Source organism: Anaerovibrio lipolyticus LB2005, assembly GCF_000621545.1.
Classification (GTDB): domain Bacteria; phylum Bacillota; class Negativicutes; order Selenomonadales; family Selenomonadaceae; genus Anaerovibrio; species Anaerovibrio lipolyticus_A.
Genome location: NZ_JHYA01000007.1, coordinates 105,067 through 124,332, shown reverse-complemented (window position 1 = coordinate 124,332; position 19,266 = coordinate 105,067). Strand labels below are relative to the sequence as shown.

At 45.2% G+C, this 19,266-nt stretch carries 13 protein-coding genes; 1 reads left to right on the top strand and 12 read right to left on the bottom strand.

All coding sequences use genetic code 11. The annotated features are described in order from the left end of the window. Positions 1 to 33 precede the first annotated feature (33 nt). The 8 genes from uvrA to T355_RS0108010 all read right to left on the bottom strand — a co-directional run bounded on the left by uvrA (position 34) and on the right by T355_RS0108010 (position 14,167). Entirely contained in the window at positions 34 to 2,859 is a 2,826-nt protein-coding gene (gene uvrA, locus T355_RS0108045; protein WP_027397306.1) for an excinuclease ABC subunit UvrA, read from the bottom strand. A 27-nt stretch (positions 2,860 to 2,886) separates the two neighbouring features. Beyond that, positions 2,887 to 4,914, bottom strand: coding sequence for an excinuclease ABC subunit UvrB (gene uvrB / locus T355_RS0108040; RefSeq protein WP_027397305.1), 2,028 nt, complete (start codon positions 4,912 to 4,914; stop codon positions 2,887 to 2,889). Between the two features lie 164 nt (positions 4,915 to 5,078). After that, positions 5,079 to 7,064: a sensor histidine kinase gene (locus tag T355_RS0108035; protein ID WP_027397304.1), complete on the bottom strand. Its 1,986-nt coding sequence runs from the start codon at positions 7,062 to 7,064 to the stop codon at positions 5,079 to 5,081. A 157-nt stretch (positions 7,065 to 7,221) separates the two neighbouring features. Beyond that, the gene (gene sstT, locus T355_RS0108030) at positions 7,222 to 8,451 is read right to left on the bottom strand and encodes a serine/threonine transporter SstT (RefSeq protein WP_027397303.1); all 1,230 of its coding nucleotides are present in this window, start codon (positions 8,449 to 8,451) and stop codon (positions 7,222 to 7,224) included. Positions 8,452 to 8,674: 223 nt separating this feature from the next. After that, positions 8,675 to 11,158 (bottom strand): leucine--tRNA ligase, encoded by a 2,484-nt coding sequence (leuS, locus tag T355_RS0108025; RefSeq protein WP_027397302.1) that lies wholly within the window; start codon positions 11,156 to 11,158, stop codon positions 8,675 to 8,677. A gap of 43 nt (positions 11,159 to 11,201) precedes the next feature. Continuing rightward, complete coding sequence (locus T355_RS0108020; RefSeq protein WP_027397301.1) at positions 11,202 to 11,525, bottom strand: hypothetical protein; 324 nt, start codon at positions 11,523 to 11,525, stop codon at positions 11,202 to 11,204. Positions 11,526 to 11,549: 24 nt separating this feature from the next. Further along, complete coding sequence (locus T355_RS0108015; RefSeq protein WP_027397300.1) at positions 11,550 to 13,226, bottom strand: glutamine--tRNA ligase/YqeY domain fusion protein; 1,677 nt, start codon at positions 13,224 to 13,226, stop codon at positions 11,550 to 11,552. Positions 13,227 to 13,366: 140 nt separating this feature from the next. Then, on the bottom strand, positions 13,367 to 14,167 hold the full coding sequence (locus T355_RS0108010; protein WP_027397299.1) for an HD domain-containing protein: 801 nt from the start codon (positions 14,165 to 14,167) through the stop codon (positions 13,367 to 13,369). Between the two features lie 238 nt (positions 14,168 to 14,405). Here T355_RS0108010 and T355_RS0108005 point away from each other — a divergent pair, with 238 nt between their 5' ends. Then, positions 14,406 to 14,966 (top strand): BsuPI-related putative proteinase inhibitor, encoded by a 561-nt coding sequence (locus T355_RS0108005; protein ID WP_027397298.1) that lies wholly within the window; start codon positions 14,406 to 14,408, stop codon positions 14,964 to 14,966. Between the two features lie 86 nt (positions 14,967 to 15,052). Here the strand turns inward: T355_RS0108005 and T355_RS13960 are convergent, their stop codons facing one another. The 4 genes from T355_RS13960 to T355_RS0107985 form a co-directional block, all read right to left on the bottom strand. Then, entirely contained in the window at positions 15,053 to 15,829 is a 777-nt protein-coding gene (locus T355_RS13960; RefSeq protein ID WP_051555469.1) for an LPP20 family lipoprotein, read from the bottom strand. A 61-nt stretch (positions 15,830 to 15,890) separates the two neighbouring features. Continuing rightward, positions 15,891 to 16,781 carry a hypothetical protein gene (locus T355_RS0107995; RefSeq protein ID WP_027397297.1) on the bottom strand — a complete coding sequence of 297 codons (891 nt, stop codon included), beginning with the start codon at positions 16,779 to 16,781 and terminating at the stop codon, positions 15,891 to 15,893. Between the two features lie 45 nt (positions 16,782 to 16,826). Then, positions 16,827 to 17,987, bottom strand: coding sequence for a hypothetical protein (locus T355_RS0107990; RefSeq protein ID WP_027397296.1), 1,161 nt, complete (start codon positions 17,985 to 17,987; stop codon positions 16,827 to 16,829). Between the two features lie 55 nt (positions 17,988 to 18,042). After that, positions 18,043 to 19,227 carry a hypothetical protein gene (locus tag T355_RS0107985; protein ID WP_027397295.1) on the bottom strand — a complete coding sequence of 395 codons (1,185 nt, stop codon included), beginning with the start codon at positions 19,225 to 19,227 and terminating at the stop codon, positions 18,043 to 18,045. Between the last annotated feature and the right edge of the window lie 39 nt (positions 19,228 to 19,266).

The window sequence follows — 19,266 nt, the reverse complement described above, 5'->3', positions numbered from 1 at the left end:
AGTTGGCTTCAGCCAATCTGCCCCTGACCTGATTTAATGCTTTTCCTCCAGCAGTGGCTTCAAGAACTTACCCGTATAGGATTTCTTGGTTTTTGCCACCTTTTCCGGGGTGCCCTCAACTACAATGGTGCCCCCCTTGTCGCCACCCTCAGGTCCAAGATCAATAATATGGTCAGCGGATTTTATTACATCAAGATTATGCTCAATGACAACTACAGTGTCTCCACCATCCACCAGACGCTGGAGAATAGCCAGCAGCTTATGTATATCCGCTGCATGAAGTCCCGTGGTCGGCTCATCCAATATATACATAGTTTTGCCGGTGGAACGCTTGGACAGCTCCGTGGCCAGCTTTACGCGCTGGGCCTCACCACCAGAAAGGGTAGTAGCAGCCTGTCCCAGCTTCACATAACCTAATCCCACATCCTGCATTATCTGAAGCTTATTGGCAATACGAGGCACATTCTTGAAGAACTCCACTGCCTCATCCACTATCATATCCAATACATCGGAGATGGATTTGCCCTTATATTTAACCTCCAAGGTTTCCGTATTATAACGGGCCCCCTTGCACACCTCACAAGGAACGTATACATCCGGTAAAAAGTGCATTTCTATCTTTATAATACCGTCACCACGGCAGGACTCACAGCGTCCTCCCTTTACATTGAAACTGAAGCGCCCTGGCTTGTAGCCCCGCAGCTTTGCCTCTGTGGTCTGGCTGAACAAGGTCCGTATCATGTCAAAGACCCCAGTATAGGTGGCTGGATTGGAGCGTGGTGTTCTGCCAATAGGGGACTGGTCTATATTGATAATCTTATCAATATTCTTAAGCCCTTTGATTTCCTTGAACTGGCCTGGCTTACCCTTGGTGCGGTACAACTTTGACGCAATACCCTTGTACAGTATCTCGTTTATAAGGGTACTCTTGCCAGAGCCAGAAACTCCAGTAACCACTATAAAGGTACCCAACGGAAACTTAACCGAAAGATTTTTCAGATTATTTTCCTTGGCCCCAATGACTTCCACAAAAAGGCCATTGCCTTCACGACGTTCCTGTGGTACCGGAATATACTTTTTACGGCTTAAATACTGGCCTGTTACGGATTCATCCACCGCCATTATTTCCTTGGCAGTACCCTGGGCCACCACTGTACCACCATTTGTCCCGGCTCCAGGACCAATATCTATAATGTGGTCCGCTGCAAACATAGTATCCTCGTCATGCTCCACAATAAGAAGGGTATTGCCCAAATCCCGTAGGTTTTTCAACGCGGAAAGGAGCCGTTCATTGTCCCTTTGATGAAGACCGATACTTGGCTCATCAAGAATATACAGCACCCCAACAAGACCGGAGCCTATCTGAGTGGCCAGACGGATACGCTGAGCCTCTCCTCCAGATAAGGTTCCCGCTGCTCTGGAAAGGGTAAGATAATCAAGACCAACTGTTACCAAAAATCCCAAGCGGGCATGGATTTCCTTTAAAATCTGGGCTGCAATTTTCTGCTCCCGCTGAGTCAGCTCCAAATTATCAAAGAATGTGGCGCAATCCCGTACAGTCATTTCCGTTACCTGCTGAATATTCCTTTCCCCCACAGTTACGGACAGGGACTCAGGCTTTAAGCGGGCCCCATTACATACAGGACACTTATGAATGGTCATGTAATTTTCCAAATCCTCCCGCATGGCATCTGAATCCGACTCCCGATAACGGCGATCCAGCAGAGGCATTACGCCCTCAAAAGGCCCAGTATGGATCTTGTACACACCAAACATATTCTCATAGCCGAAGCTATATTTCTTTTCCCCTGTTCCATAAAGAAGCTCCTCCTGAAGCTCAGGCTTCATATCCTCCCAAGGTGTATCAAGGGTAGCCCCATAGGCCTCACAAACAGAACCCATCTGACACATGGTATAGGATTTTGGATTATTGGTAAGAGGTGCAATAAGGCCCTCCGCCAAGCTAAGGGAAGTATCCGGCATCACCAGGTCTATATCAAACTCACTATGACTTCCAAGACCACTGCAAGCGGGACAGGCACCAAAAGGATTATTGAAGGAGAACATGCGGGGAGCAATTTCTGGCAAGCTGATACCACAGTCAATGCAGGCAAAATTCTGGCTGAACATAAGCATTTCCCCGTCCACTATCTGAACATAGGCCACGCCCTCGCCCAGCTTTAATGCAGCCTCCATGGACTCCGCCAAACGCTGACGAATTTCATCACGGATAACAAGACGGTCCACTACCACTTCAATAGTATGCTTCTTGTTTTTCTCCAGATTTATTTCCTCACTGGCATCCATGATTTCCCCGTCAATACGGACACGGATATAGCCCTCCTTGCGGATATGCTCCAGCAGCTTTTTATGCTCCCCCTTCTTTCCCCGAACCACCTGGGCAATTATCAGCAGCTTAGTACGCTCAGGCAGCTCCAACAGCTGGGCCAGCATCTGATCAATGGACTGCTGATTAACTGGCTTGCCACACTTTGGACAATGAGGCCGCCCAGCCCTGGCAAAGAGAAGACGCATATAATCATAAATTTCCGTTACGGTTCCCACTGTAGAACGGGGATTGCGGCTGGTGGTCTTCTGGTCAATGGAAATAGCCGGTGAAAGCCCCTCAATATAGTCCACATCCGGCTTGTCCATCTGTCCCAAAAACATACGGGCATAGGAAGACAGTGACTCCACATAGCGGCGCTGTCCCTCGGCATACACCGTATCAAAGGCCAGGGAAGACTTCCCTGACCCTGAAAGTCCCGTAACTACTACCATTTTATCACGGGGAATATCTACGTTTATATTTTTCAGATTGTGGACTCTTGCCCCCTTGATTCTGATATATTTTTCCATTTAAAAACCTCTTCTATATCCTATTATTTACTTATTTTTTCCTTCCAGCTCCCATATCATATCGCGGAGCTCTGCCGCTTTTTCAAACTCCAGAGCCCTGGAGGCCTGCTGCATTTCTCTGGTAAGGGTTTTGATAAGAGCTTCCTTGTTCTTGGCAGTGAGCTTCTTTTTCTTCTTACCATCATCAGTTTTATAGGCAGCAGCTGTCTCCGCCACCAGAGTGGTTTCAATCAGTGCTTTTACAGGCTTGATAATAGTTTTTGGTACAATGCCATGCTCCTTATTATAGGCCTGCTGAATTTCCCGACGGCGTTCTGTTTCATCCATGGCCCGCTTCATGGAATCAGTGATTCTATCAGCATACATAATAACCTTGCCTTCGGCATTGCGGGCAGCACGACCAATGGTCTGAATCAGGGAAGTATCTGAACGGAGAAAGCCTTCCTTGTCCGCATCCAAAATAGCCACCAAGGACACCTCCGGCATATCCAGTCCTTCACGGAGAAGGTTAATGCCCACCAGCACGTCAAATTCGCCGGCACGCAAATCATGGATAATTTCCGCCCTCTCAAAGGTGGCAATATCCGAGTGAAGATATCTTACTCTGATACCGGTTTCCTTTAAATACTCCGTAAGATTTTCTGCCATCTTTTTGGTAAGGGTGGTTACCAGCACCCGCTGGTCCTTCTTTACACGGAGCTTTATCTCTCCCAAAAGATCATCAATCTGTCCCTCCAAAGGACGAACCTCCACCTCCGGGTCAAGGAGCCCCGTTGGACGGATAATCTGCTGTACCACCTGCTGGGCCCCTGACAGCTCATACTTGGCAGGAGTAGCAGATACATAAACAATCTGATTTATTCGCTGCTCAAACTCCTCAAATCTTAATGGACGATTATCAAAGGCAGATGGCAGGCGAAAGCCATTATCCACCAAGGATTCCTTTCGGGAGCGGTCCCCGGCGTACATAGCCCTGAGCTGTGGCAAGGTAACGTGGGACTCATCAATAACCATCATAAAATCTTCCGGAAAATAATCCAACAGCGTATATGGTGCCTCCCCGGGAGCTCGCTGAGTCAGATGACGGGAATAATTCTCGATACCCGAGCAATAGCCCATTTCCTGTATCATTTCCAAATCATAGTTAGTGCGTTGTTCAATGCGCTGGGCCTCAATGAGCTTGTCGTGCTCCTTGAAAAACTTGACCTGCTCCTCCATCTCTGCCCTGATGGTGCCCATGGCAATCTCCAGATCTTCCTTGGGGGTTACATAATGGGATGCAGGGAAAACCATGGAGTGAATGCGCTCGCCAAATATTTCTCCCGTCAGCACATCAAATTCCACAATACGGTCAATCTCGTCACCGAACATCTCAATGCGTACCCCGCGGTTATTGTAGCCAGCCGGGAAAATCTCCACCACATCACCACGAACCCGAAAATGGCCACGCTCCAGTACCACATCATTGCGGTCATACTGCATATTTACCAGCCTTCGCAGAATATCGTTTCTGTCTATCTCCTGCCCCTTATGAAGGGACAGCACCATTTCGTGATAGCTCTCAGGGGAGCCAAGGCCATAGATACATGACACACTGGCCACAATAATAACATCACGCCGTTCAAAGAGAGAGCAGGTGGCAGAATGGCGCAGCTCATCGATTTCATCATTTATGGACGCATCCTTCTCTATGTAAGTATCAGTGGAAGCAATATATGCTTCAGGCTGATAATAGTCGTAGTAGGAGACAAAGTATCCCACATAATTGTCGGGAAAGAATGTCTTAAACTCGCTGGCCAGCTGGGCCGCCAGTGTCTTATTATGGGCAATAACCAGCGTAGGCTTCTGCACCTTTTCAATGAGCTTGGCGATAGTAAAGGTTTTTCCGGTACCAGTAGCGCCCAACAGCACCTGGGCCTCCTGACCATTTTCGATACCTCCGGCCAAATCCTCAATAGCCTGATTTTGGTCACCCATAGGCTCAAATGGAGCTACCACCTTAAAGGGAATTCCCTCACCAAAATCCATATTATTTAATTTAGGGACCTCTGCCATTTCCTTACCTCCCTAACTAATAACAGAACATACTCTCGTTATTATACTCCATCCATTAAAATTTTGCCACCCTGAAGAAATCTATTTTTTTAAGAAAATCATTATTAATAACTAAAAAGACAGGAAACAGCCACTTACCGAATTACTGTCTCCTGCCCCATTATTCACGCAATATCAAAGGACATGGTTACGGTTACGATGGTTCCCAAATCTACGGCACTGTATACTGCTATGGTACCGCCGATTTTTTCCAGCAACTGCTTTGCCACATAAAGCCCCAAGCCTTGTCCGTTGGCCCAAGGGTCCACCTGGCGATTCTCCTGGGTATAGGCATCGAACATATTATTCTGGAATTCCTGTGATATTCCGATTCCTTCATCAGATATTTTTACCTTGCAGTTAATCCTGCCACCATGAGCCTTAGCCTCAGCCGAGCAATGAATTTCCGTTCCCTCCGGACTATATTTTAACGCATTATGCACTACGTTATACAGAATACGCTTCACATAGAGCATATTTCCCACCACTTCTGAATACTTAAGGGAGCTGATATTCTCATCAGCATACAGCCCAATATTTTTCTTTTCAGCTATAGGCTCAGCAAAGGTCTTCACATATTTGTATATGTCATAAAGATCAAAGGTTTCAGGTTTAGATTTATCCTTTACACTCTTTAGCTCGCTGGCCTTCTTAATATCCTGAGCCAGCTCCTCCATAAGTGCAAAATTCATACGAAGATTACTTATATCTTCCGCGTTAAATGATTCCTTACCGTCAATAATATGCTCCAGAATGTACACAACATCGGACATATTGTCCCCCATATTATTGATAACCGCATTATTCACATCCATATCATCACTAAAGTTCTGAATATCCAGCCTCAGCTTATCCTCAGTTTCCATCTTCAGCTTCATCACATCATCCACATTGCGGATAGCGATAATGGCACTCTTTTGATCAGCCATGTTAAAAAGACGGCACTGCATATATACTGTCTTTTGTTTCCGGACAATACGATAGCTATGGGTGAAATCATGCTCGTTTGCCAAAATATTCTTTATGGAATCAAGAGAAAACAATTCCTTCATTTTAGGAACATCGGCATCAAACACATAATTCTCCAAATAATCCTCTCTTATATCCTCGAAGCTGAAGGTTTTGTTTTCATAATACAGATTCTGAACCTGAACTGAGGAATCATGCCCAACATTAAGCACCTCAGTTTCACCTGAATCCAAATCAACCTTTAATACAGTAGCGTACTTCATGGTAAGGGATGAAATTATCTCCCGTAGCTGTGACTCCTTTTCGTTGTCAACAGCAAGGGTAGCTGAACCGTAGGCCTTTATAGGCTTTCCATCCTTGTCAAATTCCGTGATATAGCGAACATGAAAGGGGATCCTGTCAGGTGTCAATGGGATAACTCCTTGAATTTGTGCCTCTCCCTGTGCCAGCCTCTCGTGCCAGTTGCGGTACATATCCTCGTAATCCCGTGGGAAAATACCATTTTCAAAAACAGGATCAGGATAATTTTCCACCACTGGCGGCAATCCCAAATCCCTCATACATCTGGTACAAGGACGCATTTCATGGGTGGCAATATCATATTCCCATGCATATATATTGGCCTGCTCTGCTGCCATACGGAATTTTGCTTCATTGTCGGATATGCTCTTAAAGGAGTGCTGCATTTCCGTGTCATTGTACAATAAAGCACAGTACAACACCTCATTGCCCTGCTTGGCAACCATACGAAGCTGGAAGTTCAAACAGCATTCCTGATAACCACAACACTGAGAAAATGAGCGGAACCATATTTCCTCTGTTTCGTAGCTTTTACTCCTCTCAGCACGCTTTAACAGCCTTTTAAATTTCTGCTTTTCCTCATCATCAGAAAACTGCCACTGCCCATCAACCCCTACCCTGTCAAGAGAAGCCTGGGGAAGAATATTTTCTTCATATTTGTCATTTGTCATTTCCAACCGCATAATATCATTGTCATAGGTGAAGTAAATCACTGCATCCATATACTGGTTCAGCAGATAACTAACCGTATCATCCTCACCGGAAAAAATCTTGAATTCCTGAGGATTAATAAAGGCTTCTGGTCTGCTCAGCCACACAGAACTTGCACTTGAAACACTCATGATGACCTCTCCTGTCCTACCCGAATATATTTAATAATTCATTTCATTCTTAATAACATTTTACTTTCGAAAATATTTTTCCAATCAAAAAGGATTTTCTACCGCCAAGATAGAAAATCCTTCTTTTTTCTTATTAAATTTCAAATGAATTTATACATTAAAAATTCATGTTTACTTCCTCACCACGATTAAGGCGTTCCTTAAATTCCGCAGTTGCTGCAAAGAGAGCATCCGTGGAAGAATTAAGGGCCGTCTCACAGGAATCCTGAATTACGCCAATGATGAAGCCTACACCTACAGCCTGCATGGCAATATCATTGGAGATACCAAAGAGAGAGCATGCCATAGGAATCAGGAGCAGTGAACCACCGGCAACACCTGAGGCACCGCAGGCACCCACAGTAGCCAAAACAGAAAGAATAATGGCAGTAGGAATATCTACCTGAATACCAAGAGTATGAGCCACAGCCAGAGTCATAACAGTAATGGTGATAGCAGCCCCCTCCATATTGATGGTAGCTCCAAGAGGAACGGATACAGAATAAAAATCCTCATCCAATCCAAGTTCCTTGCACAGCTCCATATTAACCGGAATGTTGGCTGCAGAGCTTCTGGTGAAGAAAGCAGTCACACCGGAGGTACGGAGACATTTCCAGTTCAGAGAATATGGGTTCTTACGCAGAAACATAAACACAATCAGCGGATTCACTATAAAGGTCATAATAAACATGGTACCCACCAAAACTACCAGCAGCATACCATAATCCACGAATATAGACATACCGTTCTCTGATACAGCAGAATAAACCAGGCCCATGATACCGAATGGAGCCAGCTGAATAATCCAGGTTACGGCACGGGATACTACAGCAGCAAGCTCTGCCACCATTTCTCTGGTGCCATCAGAGGCCAATTTCTTGAAGCCCATACCGAAAATTATAGCCCAACAGAGAATACCTACATAGTTTGCATTCATCAATGCTGCAACAGGATTCGCAACCATATTGGCAAGGATGGTCTTGATAACCTCCCCAATACCACCTGGAGGGGTGTTGGTTGCTGCATCAGTAAGTACCATCCCCACAGGCATAGCAAAGCTGAAGCAAACTGCAGCCGCAGCTGCCAAAAGTGTTCCTACTACGTAAAGGAATACTACTGTTTTGAAGCGGCCACCAATGTCACCAGAGGCATTGGCCAAAGCACTGATTACCAAAACGAATACCAATATAGGGGCAATACCCTTCAACAGTCCTACAAACAGGTTACCAAAAATTGGAACCACACCATTGTCCGGCAAGGAAAGAGCCAAGATAACGCCCACAGCCAGACCACATACAATACGCAGAATCAAGCTAATGCTCTGCCATTTTCTGAATGCTGTTACCATAAAAAATAAACTCCTTATATTTAGAATATAAAACCTAGGTGGTACACCACCTAGAAACATATTCTAGTGGTACGAGACATCTATGTCAAGCAAAATCCACTCTATATGGACACATATACTAAAAATCTTTTCTATGTGGATATCCTCCACAAAAACAAGTGGCCCTGCCAAAGATACACATTCTTGGCAGGGCCCATCTATCAATGTTTTCAGGTAGCACTCATTACTTTACAACTACGTTTACAAGTTTATCAGGAACGCAAATCATCTTTACAATATTTTTGCCCTCGGTAAGCTCCTGAACACGGCTGTTGTTTTTGGCAGCCTCCTCCATTTCCTCACGGCTGATGCCAGTGGCAATCATAATGCGGTCACGAACCTTGCCGTTAATCTGGAGAACGATCTCCACCTCAGACTTAACAGTGGCAGCCTCGTCACATACAGGCCACTTCTGGGCATGAACACTGCTGTCCTCACCAATAAGCTCAGACCACAGCTCCTCTGTCATGTGTGGAGCAAATGGAGCCAGCATCTTGAGGAGATTCAAGGAAACCTCACGAACAAGACCAGCATTCACATTTTCATCATTCTGGAACTTATAGAACTCATTAACCAGCTCCATAATAGAGCTGATGGCTGTATTGAACATGAAACGGTCACGAATGTCCTCTGTAACCTTCTTGATAGTAACATGAAGAACGCGACGCAGCTCCTTCTCATCATCAGTAAGAGCCTTCTTGTCATACTCATCACCAGCAGACTTAATCTTGTCCTCAAACTGGCTGATAATACGCCATACGCGGTTCAGGAAGCGGAAGGAACCGGCAACTCCCTCGTCACTCCAGTCAAGATCACGCTCCACTGGAGCCGCAAACATAATAAAGAGACGAGCAGTATCTGCACCATATTCGCCAATGATTTCCTCAGGAGAAACAACGTTGCCCTTGGATTTTGACATTTTGCTGCCGTCCTTAAGAACCATACCCTGAGTAAGGAGATTGCTGAATGGCTCCGCAAAATCCACCAGTCCCTCATCACGAAGAACCTTGGTTACAAAACGGGAATAGAGCAAATGGAGAATAGCATGCTCAATGCCACCAATATACTGGTCAACAGGAGCCCAGTAATTAACCTTGTCGCTATCAAATGGCTTCTTGTCATTCTTAGGATCGGTGTAGCGGAGATAATACCAGGAGGAACAAATGAAGGTATCCATGGTATCAGTTTCACGCTTAGCTGGCTTGCCGCACTTTGGACAAGTGCAATTCACAAATTCCTCGCACTGTGCCAATGGAGATACGGAGCCTGCCTCAAAGTTTACATTTTCTGGCAGCATTACAGGAAGCTGATCCTCCGGAACTAGCTGCTCACCGCAATCATCACAGTAAATAACTGGAATTGGGGCACCCCAATAGCGCTGACGGGAAATCAGCCAGTCACGGAGGCGATAATTTACGCGACGCTTACCAAAGCCCTCTCTCTCCGCCTTATCCATAATTCCCTTGCTGGCAGTCTTAATATCCTGGCCATCGAATTCGCCGGAATTACAGAGGATACCATCCTTGTCGGTGTAAGCCTCAGTCATTTCCTCAACCTTCAGCTCAACACCCTTTGGCTGCAGGGTAACAATTACATCTAAATTGTACTTTTGGGCAAACATCCAGTCACGCTGATCCTCTGAAGGAACACCCATAACTGCACCAGTACCATAATCTGCCAATACATAGTTGGTTACCCAAATCTCAGCCTTGTTGCCATTAAATGGGTTAATCATATATACACCAGTGCCAACGCCTTCCTTCTCGGACTCGGAGGAGGTACGTTCAATATCAGACTGGCTCTGAACCTTCTTCACGAAGGCGCGGATTTCATCTGCCTTTTCTGGCTTTGCCTTGCAGATAGTCTCCACCATTGGATGCTCAACAGCCAATGCCACAAAGGTAATACCATAGGCCGTATCAGGACGGGTGGTGTATACGGAAAGGGTTTCATTGAGCTCCGGAACCTCAAAGTTCAGCTCCAAGCCTTCACTACGGCCAATCCAGTTATCCTGCATGATTTTAACACGCTCTGGCCAGCCCTTTAAAAGGTCCAAATCCTTCAGCAGCACATCTGCATAGTCAGTAATCTTAAAGAACCACTGGGACAAATCCTTCTTTACTACTTCGTTATCACAGCGCCAGCACAGACCATCAATAACCTGCTCATTGGCCAATACAGTGCCGCAGGTATCGCACCAGTTTACATAGGCCTTTTTCTTGTATGCCAGACCACGCTTGTAGAACAACTCAAAGAGCCACTGGGTCCACTTGTAATAATCTGGACGACAGGTAGCCACCTCACGGTCCCAATCATAAGACAGGCCCATTTCACGCTGCTGACGCTTCATGTTGTCCATGTTGGAATAGGTCCAATCTGCTGGCTTTACACCATGCTTGATAGCAGCATTTTCCGCAGGCATACCAAAGGCATCAAAGCCCATTGGATGAATTACATTAAATCCCTCCATGGTCTTGTAACGGGCGAGTACATCACCAATGGAATAGTTACGCACATGGCCCATGTGAAGATTTCCGGATGGATATGGGAACATCTCCAGAGTATAGTATTTTGGTTTTTTAGGGTCCATTTCCGTCTTATAAACATTGGACTCAAGCCATTTTTTCTGCCATTTCTTTTCAATCTTTTGTGGCATGTATTTCTCCACAGTGAAGCCCCCCATACGTTTAATTCTTTATTTTTACAAAAATTTATTTTTTCTTCATGGACTGGCCCTTTACCACTGGAGTGATAACGATGTCCCAATCCTCGCGTTTTACTTTAAGGGTATAATTCTTGATGCCCTCGCGGAAAAGCTCCATTTTTAATTCAAGGAGCTTTCGTCCCAGCTTTTCCAGGGTTTCGTCATCAAGACCGGACATGGAAAGACTGTTCTTTCCGGTGCCGAAAATCTTTTCCCGGCGCTTTTTGTCCTCGGCAGCCTCCGCCGCCATAAACTGTGCCTCCATGGTTACCTCTTCAACGTAACCATCCAGCATATCCTTATCAGATAATCCCTTTGGTATCTTTCCCATAGTCTTATCCCTTCCTAGTTTTACTTAGCCCTTCTTGGCCTTGGCCCAGCTGTCCTTCAGACCAACTACACGGTTAAATACCAGCTTTTCAGGGGTGGTATCCTTATCAACTACAAAATAACCGGTACGCAGGAACTGGTAATGGGTTCCCACAGCGGTAAAGCTGGCACTTGGCTCAATAAGAGCGTGCTCTACAACCTCCAAGGACTGCTTGTTTACAGCTGCCAGGAAATCTGCTGGTACTTCGCCATTTTCGTCAGTTTCAATAAGGTAGTCATAAAGGCGAACCTCAGCCTCAATGGCATCCTCTGCAGATACCCAATGAATGGTACCCTTCACCTTGCGGTTAGCAGTAGCGCCGCCAGTCTTGGACTCAGGGTCATAGGTGCAGTGAAGCTCCACCACATTGCCTGCCTCATCCTTAATAACTTCCTCACACTTAATTATATAACCATGCTTTAAGCGAACCTCACCCTCTGGCTTTAAGCGGAAGAACTTCTTGGGTGCATCCTCCATGAAATCCTCCTGCTCAATGTACAGCTCCCGTGAGAATGGTACATAGCGATGGGCAGAGGTATTAGGATTATTATCAGCCACCATAAATTCCTTCTGTCCCTCTGGGTAATTGGTAATAACCACCTTCAATGGGTGAAGAACAGCCATAATACGGTCAGCGTTCTTATTTAAATCATCACGGACACAGTGCTCCAGCATAGCTACATCCACCAGGCTGTTGGCCTTGGCCACACCAATTTCCTCACAGAAGGTGCGGAGAGAATTAGGAGTGTAGCCACGACGACGCAGCCCAGAAATAGTAGGCATACGAGGGTCATCCCAACCGGACACATAGCCCTCCTCCACCAGCTGACGCAGCTTGCGCTTGGAGGTTACAGTATTAGTAAGATTTAAACGGGCAAACTCAATCTGACGAGGACGGGCACCGACCTTGAAGCCCAATGCCTCCAAAAGCCAGTCGTAGAATGGTCTGTGATCCTCAAATTCCAATGTACATACGGAATGGGTTATTTCCTCAATAGCATCGGAAAGAGGATGCGCAAAGTCATACATTGGATAAATGCACCACTCATCCCCGGTACGATGATGGGAAACATGGGCAATACGATAAATAACCGGGTCACGCATTACAATATTAGGCGCTGACATATCAATCTTGGCACGAAGCACCTTCTCACCATCGCCAAACTCACCGGCCTTCATTTTCTGGAAAAGCTCCAGATTTTCCTCCACACTGCGATTGCGGTAAGGACTTTCCTTGCCTGGCTCAGTGAGGGTTCCACGATAGGAACGGATCTCCTCAGCGGTAAGATCATCAACATAAGCCAAACCCTTCTTAATCAGCTCCACAGCATAATCGTAAAGCTTGCCGAAATAATCAGAAGCAAAAAACATTCTGTCATCCCAGCTGAAGCCCAGCCATTTAATATCCTCCTGAATGGAATCTACATATTCCACATCCTCTTTTACAGGATTGGTGTCATCAAAACGCAGATTACAAATACCGCCGTTATTTTTGGCAAGGCCAAAGTTCAGGCAAATAGACTTGGCATGACCAATGTGAAGATAGCCATTTGGCTCAGGCGGGAAACGGGTATGTACTCCCTCAGGATAGTACCCATTCTTTAAATCATCATTTATTTCATTCTGTATAAAGTTGGAACCAACAGAAGTGTTCTCAGCCATATAATCAATCGCTCCTTCTTTCTTTTACCCCACTAACGGGGCTGGGATGACCCTTTGGCCATCAGTAACTTTAAGTATACCATAAAATGAGATTATTCAGTAGGAGTTTTTACACGCCTTCTGTATTTAAGTAAACCGCCTTAGTCCAGCATATCCAAATCTGAGGAATTACACTTTGCCTCCACATATCTGTTTAGCTTGGCGTAACCCTCCTTCACCTTTTCAATCTGAGGCAAATGCTCCATAACCCGTGGGAGATAGCCCTTTTCCCGAATGCGAATCATGGTCCAGGCAAAATTTATATCATAGGCCCACATAAGCCGTACCAATATGCGATCATTGTTGGTACGGATTTCATTGTAGTCCACCTGCTCCCCACGGACGAATTTATCTATAAATCCTGGTGCAAAGAGCATTTTCTCATCCTCAAAAGGAATCTTGGAAAATGTCTGGATTTTCTTGCCCGTAAGATACGGCTCCAGCACCCTGAATATATCCAGCTTGTCCGCATCACGGATAATTCTGGCAAAAAGAAGATGTCGTTTGGTTGGTGGGGCAGCTATATCCTTCTTGTTGTGATTGCCAATGGCAAAAAGAAGAATGTCCCTGTCCTCCTCTCCTAACTCCTGGAAAAATGGCAGCTCCTGTATGACCTTCAAGCCAAGATTAGCATGGTCCTCTGACAAGGCATCAGAAAAGGTGCGATACAGCTTCCACTGACGGAACCGTCCCACATCATGAAACAGTCCCACCAGCTCTGCCAACAGTACGTCATGCTCATCAAGCTGCAAATGCTGTGCCAGCTCTCTGGCATAGGAGGTCACATACCCGGTATGCAGCTCCTTGGTTTTTATGCCCAGCATAACCTCCTCATCATCCTCATAGAAGGTTTTAACGTATTTATCCATCCAAACATGGGCTCTTTTAACAATTTCTTTCATCTGTATCACCGCTTAATTATTCATATTCGATTCTTCTATAATTTTACAAGTAAAAACAAAGGAGCTGTATCCACAGCCCCTTTAATAGGTTACTTATAGAAGTATATCATAATATGAAGTTTTTTAAAATCTCACATCACATCATATTTCATCACATTTTTTAATCTGCAACCTCCTTCACTAAAACCGTAAAATTTTGTAAAATGTTGTAAAAATATATTCCACGAGGTGATGCATTATGTATAAATTTTTATTGACCCTTGTAGTGGCAATTAACATTTGTATCCCCAGCATTGCTAATGCTGGCTTTGGTACGGGAATCGGTATCACCTTCCCTGTGTCCGGCTCCGGATCCAGTGTCCCAAGCACTAATTGTAACTACGCCGCCATCCAATTTGATAATATTATTCAGGAGCTTACCGTTGAAAAACGTAACGGAACACTTTTTATGGAGCTCAAGGTTACCAACAGTGGTGATTTGCCTTACAGTGTGAGCCATCGGGACGGACAGCTTTATGATTTTGTTATTACTGATAAAAACGGTGAAAAGCTCTGGCAGTGGTCCGATAACATGGTCTTCACCCAGGCACTGACATCTTCTTCCATTGACGCCCATAGCTTTGCGGTTTATAAAGTAGAACTGGACAGCAAAATCTTTCACAAAATCAAGGACAGTGCCATCCTTGTCACTGCCTACATGTTAGATACCTCTTATAAGCTGTCAACAAAGGTTCCCACTTGGACTGCTGCCAACGGAACACCTATTTTTATTCATGGCGGTATAATTCTTGGTAATTGACCTGCTGCCAATCATAGAGTAAAAAATAAAAATGGAGGCTCACAACACGAGAGCCTCCATTTTCGTTTGTTGCAGATGATATTCCTTTATTTCACAAATACCACGTTGCCCTGGCCAAGGAAGCCGGTTATCTGGTTTTCGCTTAAAATTCTGGCTGCATCAGTAGAGGATACCACTGGATTTACGAAGCCCTGAACTGACAGCGCTCTTACGATAAGCGGGTTAGAGCCGGCACGGGATACACCGCTGTTGATGCTTCTGGCATAGCCCACATAGCCCTTGTTTACAACCTGGTCATAGCTGAAGTTTGCCTTGCCGTATACCAGCTGATTATCTGCAGTGAATACACCAGGTGCCATGGCAGTTTCAAGACCAAGGCCAGTGCAGTCAACGATAAGACCTGTGTATGGACCAGTGCTTGCTGGAATCTCTGGTACAAATGTAGTGGCTGCTGGAAGTGGAGCCGGAGTAGTGGCAGTTGCTGGCATTACAGCTGCTGCCAGGGACTGGGCACCATGAACAGGGAACTCAATAACTACATGATAGCCATCAGCATCCTTATACCTCTGGACTACCTTGGCTCCCTTAATCATACCATTGATACGGGTTTTGATTACATCACTGGCCATAACGCTGTCCCGGACAGTAGTCTCAGAATCGATATATACTCCCTGAGCCTCCTCCAGTGCATTGCGCATAGCATCCATTTTGGCGGCTCTGTAGCCTGCCGCTGGATTAGGATTTTGCAGGGCACCCACGCCCTCAACCTTGATAGCCCCATCTGTGATGTCAGTTGCCGCAAAAGCTGTACAACCCATGAGCATCATTGCCAAAGCAACAATTACCGAAAATACCTTTTTCATAAAAATTCCTCCCAATTTTTTATTTATATGTACTATTTTTATGACCACTTATTTAAACCTTTTATTTATGTGTACGCCAATATTTCAATGTGCCATTGGCAATATCCTCTGCCGCATCCAGCCCTGCCTTTTCCATGGCCAGTCTTTCCGCTTCCTGAGGGGTATTGGCGAGAATTTCATAGGTTTCATAAAATCCATTCAAAACTGTTTTTCTCATGCAATCGTAGGCCTGCACCTTCACTGATGATTTTGCAATATAGCCTGTTCCTGCAGGAGCGGCTACCAGCTTATCAATACTGGCCTCACCGATAATAGCAAAGTTTGCCATAATCGAGTTATTATCTATCAGACTTTTTACAGAACCAAGATATTTGCCATAGGATTCTGCATCAGATAAAGACCTCACAATTCTTATATCGTCATCTTCTACCTCTGTCTGAAATCCCGAATTGCTAAATCTGTGATAAAATGCCTCATGAAGGCTATCACTAAAGCCCTGATTATCTGAAGTATTCACGGCCCTCATTAATATACTGGCTGTCATAGCATCATTTGTTACCTGTTTATTTCCAACATATTCCTGAAAATCCTTGTTTAGCTTGGAATGATTTACAGTAACCTCAGCAATAACCATCATTTTGGAGTTACTGGTGTCCCTGCTCAGTACCTTGCAGTCGCTGACGTAATCGCCATATCGGTCTATCATCTGTGAAAATATACTGGTGGGATCCCCTTCCGCCCTAGTTTCATGGGATAGCACCTTGAAAACGGCTCTTTTTTTGGCATCCTCCACGGCTTTATTAACCATACCTGCCGGAGCGCTACCACTTATCTTCACCACATCCAAAGGTGATGCCTCGACGTCCCCATGGGTAACTATACCGCAAAGCAAGGATATCAATAAGAAAATAAATAATATTTGCCATTTCATTTTTACGTAGCGTCTGTTCATGGTGCCCATCCTCCTTCCACGGCAATCATGATACATCATAAAAACTTACTGAACCTGAAGAATAATTTTTGTGGTGCTTTCCAAAGGCACAAGAGATAATCCATTACTGGCTGCTGCACTTACTATTTCCTGTGACAGCTCATAAAGATTTTCCCAGCCCTGAGCAATAACCTTCACCTTGTAAGCACCATTTGCAGAAAAGCCGGCTCTGGTAATTCGGCACCTGGCTCCCTCCAACAGACTGTTAAAAAATGCGCTTTGGTTTGCCCTATCCCACAATCCGTGGATTTCCACTGTGGTATTAAGGTTATTTACACCACCACGATTTTCAAACTGCATCGTCTTCAGAGCTGCTCTTGCCAAATGCTCCGTAGCTGTGGCTGCAGCTTCCCTTCTGGCTGCAAACAGGGCCTCATCTGCAGTCTTACCAAGCCCCACAAACTGTTCCATATAACTATTGGCATATCCGTTTTGAATCCCCACAAGAGAGAAGCTTGCTTCCACAACGCCCTTGTAATAGCCACTACTGTCACGACTAACATTTACATCTCTCAAGGAACCCGCCAAAACGGAGTTTGCTTCATTATCACCATCATTTCTGGCAATTCGTCTAAGATCCGAAGGATAAGGGTTAAGGCTGTGGGATAACAGCTGTGACACCCCTTCATTTTCCACCATCTGGATTCCCATGTCACTGAGGTACTGACCTACAATGTTCACAGCCCGTTCATCCCGCCTTATACTTCCATCTATACCGTAATCCACCACAGCCACATTTGCCACCCTGGGCTCCAATGCTGCCGCCATGGCCTTGGCCACATCATCCTTATATTTTGTTTCAATGTTGGTATCATCTGCATCCAAATCTGCCCTTACCACATAAACGTCACCCTCGATGCTTTCTGATACCACCTTATTAATACGAACATATCCAGTGGAACGGGCCATTATTTTGTCTACAACCAATACTCCCATATCCACCTCACTATTGCTGCGGATATACATGCCCACCTTTGATTCCAAAAGGGTTCTCATTGCATCTCTCAGGGCCATTTCCCTGGCCTTCTGGGCGTCCCCGTTATATATAGCTACTCCCTCTACAATTTCTGCAGAGCAAATTTGCTGATTAAGGAATCCGCCGCCAAGCAGGAATGCTCCAAAGGCCATTATAGGAATAATCCATTTTTTCTTTATGCATTTAATCATATTCCCATCATCCTTTTCCTGCCCACTATCATTTCCCTCGTTATTTCAATACATACTATTTATCCTGCCCGCCCAGCTCCTGAGCCAGTCCCAAAAGCAACGCGGCATAAATCTGATTATCATCGGAATCGGTGCTGGTGCCCGGTGGCAGCTTAACTGTTCTCTCATGCAATCTACTCAGCTCCCGCTTTTCCTTGCCATCCACTGGACTCTTTGTCAGCCACACCTTATGCAAAGTCGTGTATACGTTATTCCCTGAATCCACTACTTCACTGGCCAGCCCGGATATATCCAACCGTATAGAATGTCCAGGATTACTCATATGCACATCCACCTTACCATTGGCACTGTCAAGGCTTAGCTTGTAGGCTCCGTTTATCATACTGTTAACCAGCTCCTGTCCGCCAACTGCCGGTGGATACATTACCCGTTTGGTCTTTTTCTGATAAGCCGATGTGAAACAGTAGCCCACCAGAAATTTTAAATCCTCAGCTTCTTTTCCTGTAAATAGCTCCTTGGCCATCTCCGAGGACATATCAACATCTGTCACCTGATATGTATCCATACCCAGCTTTGCCTTGTCATCTCTAAGATTACCAATTATATTGGAAAAGCTGATATGATCCTTCATCATCTGTCGCACCAGGGAAATAAACTTTCCCGTCTTTTCCCATTCGCTTATGGGAGCATTGTGAATATTCTGCCATCTGTCATTGCTGGGATCATATCTGGAAAGGCCTATAGTTTCAGCCTCCACCATAGGCACTAGCCCCAAAAGCCTCAAGCTCACCGGATTTCCGTCTTCAGTTACCCTAGTTATATCCAAATTTTCCTCTGGCATACAGAACATTAGCGAAATCCCTGCAATTACAGTTGAAGTGTATGCCGTTTCCAGTGAATTATTATTAACTGTATCTATAGAAGTGCTGACCATTATAGTGGGGTAAAGAAATATCTTATCACTGTCTGTAATATGCTCATTGGTGCTATGATAGGAATCCGCCGTAGCCACTCTGACCTCATAGGGCAAATCCCCTGCATCAGCGATTTGCTTTAGCCTTTCTCCAATTATCCGCTCCACCTGCCGGCGGGTATCCTCATCAATATTTATCTTATTGATGGAATTTTCGTATGTCAGGGCTGGCTGAATATAAACAACCGGTTTTTCAGCAAATACAATCCTCATTGGAAGTACCACCATAACTACCAATATGAAAAATATACCCAGTGCCCGCCTCATATTTCATCCCCCATTAGTTAGCATCATCAACTTCCTTAC

Excerpts from the sequence above, each read along its gene's own strand:
- uvrA (WP_027397306.1), bottom strand. The coding sequence starts at position 2,859 with ATGGAAAAATATATCAGAATCAAGGGGGCAAGAGTCCACAATCTGAAA.
- T355_RS13960 (WP_051555469.1), bottom strand. The coding sequence starts at position 15,829 with ATGAAAAAGGTATTTTCGGTAATTGTTGCTTTGGCAATGATGCTCATG.
- sstT (WP_027397303.1), bottom strand. The coding sequence starts at position 8,451 with ATGGTAACAGCATTCAGAAAATGGCAGAGCATTAGCTTGATTCTGCGT.
- T355_RS0108035 (WP_027397304.1), bottom strand. The coding sequence starts at position 7,064 with ATGAGTGTTTCAAGTGCAAGTTCTGTGTGGCTGAGCAGACCAGAAGCC.
- T355_RS0108020 (WP_027397301.1), bottom strand. The coding sequence starts at position 11,525 with ATGGGAAAGATACCAAAGGGATTATCTGATAAGGATATGCTGGATGGT.
- T355_RS0107995 (WP_027397297.1), bottom strand. The coding sequence starts at position 16,781 with ATGAACAGACGCTACGTAAAAATGAAATGGCAAATATTATTTATTTTC.
- T355_RS0107990 (WP_027397296.1), bottom strand. The coding sequence starts at position 17,987 with ATGATTAAATGCATAAAGAAAAAATGGATTATTCCTATAATGGCCTTT.
- T355_RS0108005 (WP_027397298.1), top strand. The coding sequence starts at position 14,406 with ATGTATAAATTTTTATTGACCCTTGTAGTGGCAATTAACATTTGTATC.
- T355_RS0108010 (WP_027397299.1), bottom strand. The coding sequence starts at position 14,167 with ATGAAAGAAATTGTTAAAAGAGCCCATGTTTGGATGGATAAATACGTT.
- T355_RS0108015 (WP_027397300.1), bottom strand. The coding sequence starts at position 13,226 with ATGGCTGAGAACACTTCTGTTGGTTCCAACTTTATACAGAATGAAATA.
- T355_RS0107985 (WP_027397295.1), bottom strand. The coding sequence starts at position 19,227 with ATGAGGCGGGCACTGGGTATATTTTTCATATTGGTAGTTATGGTGGTA.
- uvrB (WP_027397305.1), bottom strand. The coding sequence starts at position 4,914 with ATGGCAGAGGTCCCTAAATTAAATAATATGGATTTTGGTGAGGGAATT.